We start from the raw sequence: 11,030 nt of genomic DNA, 5'->3' as shown, positions 1-11,030 counted from the left end.
ATAGCAGGTGCATCCAAATATTTTTGTCCGGTTTTGTAATGCCATTCAGCTATAGATTCTTCGGTTTGAAACGGGTAAGCCGAGATCTCTTTCTCTATAATTTTTTCGGAGCTTTTTACCAGCGAATGCTCTACATATGGTATTAGGTCATTGCTGTTTTGGAAGCTATTATACCGGCCGCCAACTCCTTTTAAGTTAACAACGGCTTCCATTTTACCATGGTTCCACTTCAATGATTTATTGTAATAATTGGCAATTAACTGAGGGGCTAAAAACCCTAAGCCCATGTGTACGCCCAGGTCTACCTGCGAGTCGCCCGCGTGTTCGTCAAAATAAATTAGGTCAGGGTGGTATTTTGTAATGGCATCATCCACGCGCCACATAAACTGGTTGGCAAAAGGCGAATGCAGCGGATCATCCTTGCTGGTATGCGCCGGTCCATACAAATCAACCGGGTCCATGCCTTCCCACCATTTACCTTTGCCATCGGCTATAGTTTGCAAGGCATCATAAGGTATGCCCTTCATAGGGCCGCTTTTATCGCTGGTATACCTAACAGGCATAAACTGTCCCCATGTTCGCGGAGGGGTATTATGAAACCCAATGCCAAAACGCATGCCATGTTTACGCGCTGTTTTTTCCCAAATGCCCACAATATCTTTTTTAGGACCTACATTTACAGAGTTCCAGGGTTGATAGGTTGAGTTCCAGTTGTCAAAATTATCATGATGCACGCCCATCGCCATAAAATAGCGGGCACCCATATCCACATATAAATTCATCAATGCTTCCGGGTCCCATTTATCAATAACCCAGTTATGGGCGATGTCTTTATAGCCGTATACTGACGGGTGACCAAAAGTTTTAACATGAAATTTATAAACCGCCGAATTTTCCTGGTACATCGTGCGCGCATACCAATCGCCCATTTCGGGCATTGATTGCGGGTCCCAGTGCGACCATGCACCAAATTTAGCTTCGCGCCACCAGTTTGGTGCCAGGTAATTTTGGCTTAAATCCTTCCAATCCGGCTTATAGGGTCCGGCGGCAATGGGTAGGGCCGGCAGGTTCCATATATCAGGGTGCAGTTTTAAATCGGTACTTATAGCCACCTGTTTTATATTAACAGCAATATCGTTGGTAACCAATGTTATAGCTATTGCAGCACCCGCGGGAATTTTAATATTAATTATTGCATTTAAAAATGATGAGGTAAGGTTACCCGATGAGTGTATATTAATCTTTTGATCAGGTTTGCCATTGATAGACACATCAATAACACCAACACCCGTTGATGCATACCGTATAGCTAATTTTTGACCAGCTTTTTTGCTTTTTAAAGTAAAGCCATCGCCCGGTTTGGTTAAATTTATTGCAAAGCCGCCTGAAACGGAGTTAGCCGCTGTTTTAACGGCACCTGTAACAGGTAACGTAGCTTCCGTGTTATATACAATTGTAGTAGCGTTATTAATAAAACGCTTTGAACCGGTTTGCGCAAATGTTACGCTAATACACGAAAAGCTAATAACAAGAAAAGTAAATAGCTTATGGTTTATATGTGACATAATTTAATTAACGTGGCCAGGATTTTAATTATATAACTCCTTCTATTTTTAATACATAGGCAATTTTACCAGGGGCCTGATCGGGTAAATTAACTTTTAACCCTTCTGACGATTGTGTAAAAGTAAGCCTCCCGGGAGCACCCAGTAAACTTACATTATTAACCCTGTTTTGAACCGTGCCTAATGTTTTTATAACAGCCGATTTACTATCTGGCCATCCTAATAAAATGGCATAAAGCACGTTGCCTTTGGTGGTAAAACGCATATCTTCTGCCGTAAATGGTTTGCCGCGGCCCTCATTAAACCCCTGGGCATTTATAGGCGCAGCACCAGCTATTGCCGGGCCTTCGCCAAAGGTATGCCATGGGCGGGTGCCATAAATGGCTTCGCTATTCATGGCCATCCATTCGGTTATCCCGTTTATAGTTACCATTTCTTTATCGTCAATAGATCCATCACCCCGTAATGGAACGTTTAGCATAAGGTTGCCGTTTTTGCTTACCACATCAACCAGCGTATGTATAACGGTGGTTGGTGTTTTGTAACGGTTGTTATCATACACCCGCCGGTCATAATGCCATTGCCCAATACAGGTATCGGTTTGCCATGGCAGCGGCTCAATTTGATTGCTTTGCCCGCGTTCTATATCCCATATCATGCATTTGCGTTGCTGCTCGTCCAGTATCTTCCCAAAAATACCGGCACGTAATTTACCGTGCTTTTTAATACTACTATTGTATAAATGCGCTGCAATGCGCAAGCCGGCATCGCTTATGGGCCATAAGGGCAGTACGGTATCGTCAAAATAAACCAGTTCAGGCTCGTATTTATCAATCAGGTCTATGGTTCGGTTATAAAAAGCCTCCATATATTCCTTTGTTGGCGGGTTTACTCCGTTGCCCCAGGCCCATTGGCTATGTATGGTATTATTGTTATCGCTTTTTTCGCTAAGCGGATGGTTCTGCGCATATAACTCTTGGGGATCATTTCCGTTCCACCATTTGCCTGCACCATCGGCGCCAGTTAGCTTACCATCATAAGGCACGCCTGCTAAAGGGCCGTTCTTATCTGCCCGCTGCGAAGTTTCATACCAGCTCCACGCGTGGGATGCGTGTACACTCACCGCAAACGGTAAACCATTGTTTTTTGCTGCTTTGGCCCAACCGCCTACAAGGTCTTTTTTGGGCCCCATGCGTGTGGCATTCCATTTATGGTATTTACTGTTAAATAGGTCAAAATTATCATGGTGATTGGCTAATGCCATAAAATATTTGGCCCCGGCTTTTTTGTATAACGAAACTATGGCTTCGGGGTCCCACTTTTCGGCCTTCCATTCATTGATCACATCTTTGAAACCAAACTTTGAGGGATGGCCATATTTTTCTATATGATATTTGTATTGGTCGCTACCTTCCTGGTACATACCGCGGGCATACCAATCGCCGCGCTCGGGCTGGCATTGCGGGCCCCAATGTGTCCACATACCAAATTTTGCATCTCTGAACCATTCTGGCACTTCGTACGCCGCTAATGAATCCCAGGTGGGTTTGAATGGGCCCGATTGCATTATGTTGGTTGGTGATAATAAATTACCGCCTAAAGCCCTTGACAGATAAATAGAGGATAGCCCGGCTAAACCGCCTTTAATTAACGTTCTCCTTTTCATGGTTTATAATTGGTTTTTAGACTTTTATAGGTGAAGTCGTGAAGTCAAATTTAATAGTTAGGCGATGACGCATTTTTACAAAAAAAGACTTTTTTTTGTAAAAATGCGTCATTATTCGGAATAAGAATTGGATATCCGCTGTTTATAAGTGCTGGGAGACAGCCCGGTAACTTTTTTAAATGTACGGGAGAAGTTTGAAAGACTTTTAAAGCCGGTAAGTTCGGCAATGGCGGCGTATGATAGGCGGCTGGAGCCTATCATATGCTGTGCCCGCTCAATTCGTTTTTCGGTGATGTAGGCAAGGGGGCGAGTGCCTGTATGTTCTTCAAATATCCTGGAAAAATATTCTGAATTATGGTTGGCTTTTTCGGCTAAAAACTTAACGGTAAGCGGTAAATGCAGGTTGGCCATTACAAAGCGCATAGATTCCAGTATCTTCTCGGGGACAATGTGCTGGCCTTTTTTTTGAAATATGCCCGGAAGGGTAAACCTCGACAAAAATTGCAATAAAATACCCTGGGTTTCCAGGAATACGGCAAAGTTTTGCTGGTTGTTAAGCTGCTGATATTCGTTATAATAGATGTTTTTTTCGTATACCTGCGGATTGTCGGACCGGTTAATGCCCCTGCCCGGATTTATAGCAATTAGCCGTCTGAAATTTATAGCGTCCACTTCGTCGGCTTTTACTTTTAAAATTGAGGGATTGGCCGGAAATAAAGACTCGCCTTCAAGCGATTCTTCAAAGAATTGAACAAAGTACTGACTGAGATAATTGGGGCAAACCAGGTCGCATAAAGTATAACTGGGAATAATGTATAAATAACCGGCTTCTAACTTGAGAGTTTTTTCAGCGTCTGATAGTTCTCCCTCGCCTTCATCAATATAATAAATGCGGTGATAAGGGCTAATAACGTTCCGGTAGTTCCATTTGCTGTTTAACTTTACGTAATCAACATTTAGAAGCGAGAAGGTATGCCGCAAAACTCTTCTTATTAACATAGGCCGGCTTCGTTAATTGTTTTGTTCAACATTATCTCTATTACTCTCTTAAAGTTCGAATATCTGTTGCATGGCGGTCCACTTTTCTCCATCTTTTGCCCAAGGCAAAGGCTGCTGAAAACGATTCATTAGCTCTTCCCATTCCCTTACTTTAGAGTTAGCCGCATCCATAGCTGATTTCTCGGCGAACGAAAATTGATCATTTACATCCATGATCATAAAAAGCCTGTTGCCGGTTCGGTATATATCCATCCTGCGTACATTGGCATCCAATATGCTTTTACGTATCTCTGGCCAGCCATTTTCTGCCTTGTGCCAATACTCATATTGGACAATTGATTCGGCATCATCTTTTAAATCGACTGCAAAACAATAACGCTTCATTTTTAATTATTTATTAAATGTCGGTGCAGGTCAGGGTCAATCATTTTGTTGTCAACAAGCGCCTGCCAAAATTCATCAGGTAATTCGGCAACAGCCATATCAAAGTTTTTTGCCACATTGTGTGGCTTTGTGGTGCTTAAAGCAATTGCTGCTACCCCTGGAATTTTACGCCCAAATACAATTGCTGCCGTAGCCGGTGATATTTTAAAACTATCGCATAGTTTATAAAAATCTTCGCGCCATTTATATAGCTCTGCATCCTTTTCAGGATTTGTGGGCTTATAGTTGTAAAAGTCGCCCCCGGTTAAAAAGCCGCCGTTAAAAACAGCGCTGTTAATTACCGGTATGCCTTGCGATTTTAATTTTTGCAGAAAAGTAAGCAACTCCTGCGGGTGACTATGGATGGTCATGCTGTTGGCTACCATAACCCAATCTAACTTTACATCCTGTGTAATTCGGCGGATAGTTTTCCAGTCCTTGGCACCAATACCCACAGAGGTAACTTCTCCTTCTGCTTTCAGATCAAACAACGCGCGATAGGCATCCAATATATCCTGATAACGGCGTTTCTCGTCCTGTTCATCAGTAGCCGCGGCTAAATATTCGTCAGGGTCGTGTACCGAAACCAGGTCGGCACGGTAGGTCTTCAATAACTCATTACCCTGGTGGTAGCATTCAATAATGCCATCGTAACTAATACGTTGTACGGCATCATATTTTAAGCCTTTCCAAACGCCCGGTTCAAAGGTAGGTTCGGGGGTTTTTAGCTCGGTACGCACCCATCCCAGTTTATTGCAAATCACCACGTCTTCCGGCTTTACATTAGCATTGCGCAAACAAGCACCTAATGACTCTAAAGCCAACCCGGCGCCATATTTACCCGCAGTGTCAAAATAAACCGGCCTGTCGGTTTGTGCAAAGCATTCTTTAACCAGGTCCTGTTTGGTTTCTTCGGGTAATATATGGAACAAATTGCCAAGGCAGCTGGTGCCAAAAATTACTTTCGGGAATTGCATATCCTTCATCGTATTCGTTTATCCTTTTATAACTAATACTTTGCCTGTATAGGTTACGCTCTTAAAGGGTTTACCTTCTTCAAGGCCGCCGCCATTACCTTCGTTTACCATTACAATGTTAAATGTGCGGCTCTTTAAATAATTTGGATAAGTGCCAACCCTTGCGCCGATAGTAAGTGTTTTGGCTTTTTCATTCCATTTAAACGGAATAAGTGTATGGCTGCCTTTTTCATAGTTATAGCCATCGCCCTCATCTTCATATAAGCTAAATGAGCCATTTGCGCCTTTGTATATGCGTATCTCTAATACATCCTGCGGTTTTTCGCCGGTGTATTGCATTATTTTGCCCATAGGGATAATTGCTCCTGCTTTTACAAAAACAGGTATTTTGTCCTGCGGTGCAGCCGTATTTATCGTTTGCCCGCCTGTAAAATGTTTGCCGGTCCAGTAATCATACCATCCGGCTGCTTTAGGCAGGTAAACATCCCATGTTGATGTTCCGGCCTGGGTAATAGGGGCAATAAGCATGTCTTTACCAAACATATATTGGTAGGCCTGGCTCACTGCTTTGCTATCTCCGTTAAAATCCATTACCAACGGCCTCATTATAGTTGAGCCATTTTTAGAAACCTGCCATGCTGTCGAGTAGATATATGGCATTAAACGGTAACGCACATCAAGCATGGTACGCATGTTGTTTTCAACGGTTTCGCCATATTTCCATGGCTCTGTTTCTGTTTGGTAACCATGTATGCGGAATATTGGATTGAACGTGCCCCATTGAAACCAGCGGGTAAGCAGGTCCTGGTATTTGGCATCAGTATACTGCCCGCGACCGGGGCGGAAGAAACCGCCTATATCGGTTGTCCAATAAGGCATACCGGTTAAATTATAGTTGAGGCCGGCCACTATCTGTCTTTTAAATGAATCCCAGGTACCGCCAATATCGCCCGACCAATTGATAGTGCCATAACGCTGCTGCCCTGCAAATGCCGAACGCGTAAGGATAGTTACCCTTTTATTAGGATCCGTAGCGCGTTGGCCATCATATATGGCCTTGCTTACAAATAAGGGGTAGGTGAGGCGGTAAAAATCGCCGGGGCCAAAGTAAGTTTTCTTGCCGGCAAGGCCATCGTTTTCAGGCTCAGTAGCGTCCATCCACCACGAGTCAGCACCTTTACTGAAAAGGCCGTTATTAATTGCCGCCCAGTGCGTTTTTTGCGTTTCCGGATTATATATGTCTATCCACGGACTGTTCTCTATATATAGATTATTTGCGATGTATGGTTTTGCTACGTCTGATTTTTTGTCGAGATTTTCCCAAACCGAGATGGAGAAATGCGCATGCAGATCATGTAATTCTTTAATAAATCCTTGGGGGTTAGGATAGTTGGTCTCATCAAATTTAGGTACGCCCCATCCGTTTTTACCCCAGTATTGCCAATCCTGCACTATAACATCAACAGGCAGGTCTCTTTTTCTGAATTCTTTAATAGCATCAACCAGGGTTTTGCCCGAGGTATAACGTTCGCGGCATTGCCAAAAACCATAGGCCCATAATGGCAGCATAGGCACATTACCTGATAGATTGCGGTAATCGGCAATTACTTCGTCGGTGTTTTTGCCATAAAATACCACATAGTCCAATGATTTGGCATCAGGCGAGCGGAAAACAGTTTCGTCGCCCGTAGCTCTCCAGGTTAGTTTGGGATTTTTATTGCTTGCTTTGCATAGCACCTGTACGGTATGTTCGCCGGCTGTCAAATGTATTATTTTGCTCACCGCAGGTGGCAGCCATTGGTTTGATTCATCTATGCGTGCTATACCATCAATAATAAGCAGGTGGCGGCTATCCATATCGCCGAGGTCAAGCATAAAGGTATAATCACCCTCTTTATCCAACTTAAATTTACCTACGTGTAAGGCTTGCTGTTGCGATACACGTTGCGTACCTGCTGTGGTGGTCACTTCGGCATCGCGTACTGCTACGGCGTTGGTGTCTTTTTTTGCTAAAGGAATATTGTTATCAGCAGGGTTAAATTCAGTTAACCCGTATTGGTGCCATAAAATGCCGTAGCCTTTGCTCGAATACAAAAACGGGATAGCAATTTGCGTATTAACCTGTATTAATTTACGGGTAACGTTGCGCAGGTTATATTGTCCGTCCTGAAACTGGCCCAAGCCAAAAAGATATTCGTCAGCAGGTGATTTAAACCCTTGTTCGGCCACGTAGCTTTGCTCGCCCATAGTTGTACCGGGGGTAAGTTTGCGACTGCCGGCAGTTTCGCTTAAAAATACTTTGCCCGCATGGTCGGCATAGTCAAGCGTGCCTTTTTTCTTATCAAAAGAAACGGTGATAGCGGCAGTGCTGATATTAAGCTTTGAGGCAGTTTCGGTTAATTTAAATGGAGGAACAGGTTGTTTATTGATCAACACAAACTCCCGTGCTTCGCCCGGAGTGGATTTTTCCCATTGCACACGAACGGCTTTATCTGTAAGCGGTATAATATTTAAGGTACCTTCTGACAATTGTATAGAAACCCTGTCCTTTTGCAAGGTGTGCTTTTTATACGTTTGCCCAAAAATTGCGGTCGGGATGAGCGCGATCAATATCAGTGCTAATTTCATTATTCAGGTTTTTAATTTTAGGTAATTGGAAACAGGTGTAAGATACCTGTTATCTGCAAATTTATTATGGATATTGTATTAAAATTTGACCAAAACAGACTTTTTGTTGAGCGTTTTTTGACAATTGACCGTATGCATTGGAATAAATGACTTATGATAAATATTAAAGACCAATTTCTTTTTTTTTAACCTTTATTTGTATAATTGGTATACCAAATTTTAACCTATAATTTATGAACTCTCGCAGAAATTTCTTACAGAAAATTGGCCTGTCGGCGCTTGCATTGCAGTTAGCCCCGGTTGCCGGATGGGCAAACAACAAACCACAAATAAGCACAACACCATATGACGGCCCGATGTTGCGCGTAGCCATAATGGGCATTGGCACATACGGTAATATTGTAGCCCGTGCTTTGCAGGCAAGTACAAAAGCAAAATTAGTAGGTGTTATCAGCGGTTCGCCTAATAAGGTTAAGGATTGGCAAGCAAAATATGGTATTCCTGACAAGAACGTTTATAACTATGACAATTTTGAGGATATAAAAAACAACCCCGATATTGACGCTATTTATGTGATAGTACCTAACTTTTTGCATAAACCATACGTGCTTAGGGCCGCAAAAACCGGCAAATTTGTTATAAGCGAAAAACCACTCGGACTAAACGCAAAAGAGGGCCAGGAAATGGTTGATGGTTGTAAAAAAGCGGGTGTTAAATTGCTGGTAGGTTATCGTATGCATTTTGAGCCTAAAAACCTGGAGATAATAGGCATGCGTAACGCGGGTGATTTTGGTAAAATAAAATATTTTACAGGCAATGGCGGTTTCCATATTGGCGACCCAACCCAATGGCGGTTGGATAAAGCAAAATCAGGCGGTGGCTCCATGATGGATATTGGTATTTACGCGGTAAATGGCGCCCGATATATGGTAGGCGAGGACCCGATATGGGTAACAGCCCAGGAACCACCAAAATCTGACCCTGTTAAATTTAAAGAAGGTATTGACGAAACTATTATGTTTCAGTTTGGTTTCCCCAGCGGCGCTACGGCTTCCTGCCTTTCAACCTATGCCATGAATAATGTAGACCGTTTTTTATTGATAGGCGAAAGAGGTTATGCCGAATTAAACCCGGCAAACGGTTACGGTCCGTTAAAGGGCAGAACAAACCGGGGCGATTTAAAAGCGGTTTCGCCGGCAATGCAGCAAACCGCGCAAATGGATGAGTTTGCCGAAATATTATTTAACGGTAAAGTCCCCGTAGTACCAGCCGACGGCGAAGAAGCGGTAAAGGACCTTAAAATAATTGACGCGGTATATGCCGCTGCTAAGACAGGGAAGAGGATTCCGTTGAGTTTGTAGTAATTAAATACATTAATAAGTTAAATTATAAAAAGGCTGCTCGCAAAGGGCGGTCTTTTTTGTTAGGCATAGTGTCCAAAGTTGCAAGCTTCGTACAGCGAAGATAATTTGGATTGATGGTGCGGTGATAATACGATAATAGGCTAAATGCAAATAATGAAACATATCAATTTTGTTGAGTTAAGCTGAAAGCTTTACTCATTGTAGGTGTTACAAGACTTTCGTCAAGCGCTTACAAACATTGTTTAACCTGTTTATACTCGATTAAATAACTAATTCTGAACATTAGTCGGTTTTAATGCAAAAAATAGTCTTTTTCTGTAAAGTTTTTGGTTTAACGAAAGTTTAATTTTGATTTAAGAGTATAACCTAAATGTCTTAAAACCAATTATTATAAAGATTCGAAGATGAAAAAATTATTTTACTTGTTTATCCTGATCAGTTTATCAGCTACTGTGCATGCGCAAAGTGGGCGGTCGGTTTTAGATTTTGATCAAAACTGGACATTTAACCTGGGCGACGTACCCAACGGCCAAAACGTTGATTTTAATGATGCCAGCTGGCGAAAATTAAATTTACCTCATGACTGGAGCATAGAGGGCGAATTTAAAAAAGAAAACCCTGCCACTGTAGAAGGCGGCGCTTTACCAGGCGGTATAGGCTGGTACCGTAAAACCTTTACCATCCCGCAAACTGATAAAGGCAAATTGATCTATATTGCTTTTGACGGTGTTTATCAAAAAAGCGATGTATGGATAAACGGCCATCATTTAGGTTTCAGGCCAAACGGTTATATCAGTTTCAGGTACGAGCTTACGCCGTATTTAAATTATGGCGGTAAAAAAAATGTGATTGCTGTAAAGGCTGATAATTCTGTTCAGCCAAATTCTCGCTGGTACTCAGGTTCGGGCATTTACCGCAATGTTTGGCTAATAAGCACTAACAAAATTGCCGTTAACCATTGGGGTACTTTTGTAACCACACCAAATGTAAGCGCCGGCCATGCCGATGTTAACCTGAGCGTTAGCATAAAAAACGCGGCAGGCAATACTAAATTGGCCACTGTTGTCAGCAGCATTTATGCCAATGGTAAAGTAGTAGCAAGCAAAACCCTTACAGGCGTTAGTTTAAAGGATACGGTTACTACTATAAGCCAAAACTTCGGCGTTAATAACCCGGTATTATGGTCGGTTAACAAACCGTTCCTGTATAAAGTACAAACTAAAATATTGGTGAATAATGTGGTGGTTGATCAGTATGAAACACCGCTGGGTATCCGTTATTTCAATTTTGATGTGGATAAAGGCTTCAGCCTGAATGGTGTTTCCATGAAAATAAATGGCGTTTGCGAACACCATGACCTGGGCGCGCTGGGCACCGCATTTAATGTGCACGCGCTGGAAAGGCAGTT

General features: G+C 42.6%; 8 protein-coding genes. 2 read left to right on the top strand and 6 right to left on the bottom strand.

Translation table 11 applies throughout. The features are described 5' to 3' along the window. The 6 genes from ABI367_RS01575 to ABI367_RS01550 all read right to left on the bottom strand — a co-directional run. Window positions 1-1,565 (bottom strand): alpha-L-fucosidase (locus ABI367_RS01575; protein ID WP_462227001.1); only part of this gene is annotated, 1,565 nt, incomplete at its 3' end. A 28-nt stretch (window positions 1,566-1,593) separates the two neighbouring features. After that, window positions 1,594-3,231: an alpha-L-fucosidase gene (locus ABI367_RS01570; protein WP_462226999.1), complete on the bottom strand. Its 1,638-nt coding sequence runs from the start codon at window positions 3,229-3,231 to the stop codon at window positions 1,594-1,596. Between the two features lie 111 nt (window positions 3,232-3,342). Beyond that, window positions 3,343-4,230, bottom strand: coding sequence for a helix-turn-helix domain-containing protein (locus ABI367_RS01565; protein ID WP_462226997.1), 888 nt, complete (start codon window positions 4,228-4,230; stop codon window positions 3,343-3,345). Between the two features lie 48 nt (window positions 4,231-4,278). After that, the gene (locus ABI367_RS01560) at window positions 4,279-4,614 is read right to left on the bottom strand and encodes an L-rhamnose mutarotase (protein WP_462226996.1); all 336 of its coding nucleotides are present in this window, start codon (window positions 4,612-4,614) and stop codon (window positions 4,279-4,281) included. A gap of 2 nt (window positions 4,615-4,616) precedes the next feature. Continuing rightward, window positions 4,617-5,639, bottom strand: a complete 1,023-nt coding sequence (locus ABI367_RS01555; RefSeq protein ID WP_462226994.1) for an aldo/keto reductase — start codon at window positions 5,637-5,639, stop codon at window positions 4,617-4,619. 9 nt (window positions 5,640-5,648) lie between these two features. Then, window positions 5,649-8,258 carry a glycoside hydrolase family 31 protein gene (locus tag ABI367_RS01550; RefSeq protein WP_462226992.1) on the bottom strand — a complete coding sequence of 870 codons (2,610 nt, stop codon included), beginning with the start codon at window positions 8,256-8,258 and terminating at the stop codon, window positions 5,649-5,651. 233 nt (window positions 8,259-8,491) lie between these two features. On the opposite strand from ABI367_RS01550, the gene ABI367_RS01545 reads away from it, so the two are divergent. Next, window positions 8,492-9,619 carry a Gfo/Idh/MocA family protein gene (locus ABI367_RS01545; protein WP_462226990.1) on the top strand — a complete coding sequence of 376 codons (1,128 nt, stop codon included), beginning with the start codon at window positions 8,492-8,494 and terminating at the stop codon, window positions 9,617-9,619. 407 nt (window positions 9,620-10,026) lie between these two features. After that, on the top strand, window positions 10,027-11,030 hold a 1,004-nt coding region (locus tag ABI367_RS01540), incomplete at its 3' end, for a sugar-binding domain-containing protein (RefSeq protein ID WP_462226988.1).

The organism is Mucilaginibacter sp. (genome assembly GCF_039935595.1).
Lineage (GTDB): Bacteria > Bacteroidota > Bacteroidia > Sphingobacteriales > Sphingobacteriaceae > Mucilaginibacter.
This window is presented reverse-complemented; position numbering and strand designations above follow the sequence as displayed.

Excerpts from the sequence above, each read along its gene's own strand:
- ABI367_RS01570 (WP_462226999.1), bottom strand. The coding sequence starts at position 3,231 with ATGAAAAGGAGAACGTTAATTAAAGGCGGTTTAGCCGGGCTATCCTCT.
- ABI367_RS01560 (WP_462226996.1), bottom strand. The coding sequence starts at position 4,614 with ATGAAGCGTTATTGTTTTGCAGTCGATTTAAAAGATGATGCCGAATCA.
- ABI367_RS01550 (WP_462226992.1), bottom strand. The coding sequence starts at position 8,258 with ATGAAATTAGCACTGATATTGATCGCGCTCATCCCGACCGCAATTTTT.
- ABI367_RS01555 (WP_462226994.1), bottom strand. The coding sequence starts at position 5,639 with ATGAAGGATATGCAATTCCCGAAAGTAATTTTTGGCACCAGCTGCCTT.
- ABI367_RS01545 (WP_462226990.1), top strand. The coding sequence starts at position 8,492 with ATGAACTCTCGCAGAAATTTCTTACAGAAAATTGGCCTGTCGGCGCTT.
- ABI367_RS01565 (WP_462226997.1), bottom strand. The coding sequence starts at position 4,230 with ATGTTAATAAGAAGAGTTTTGCGGCATACCTTCTCGCTTCTAAATGTT.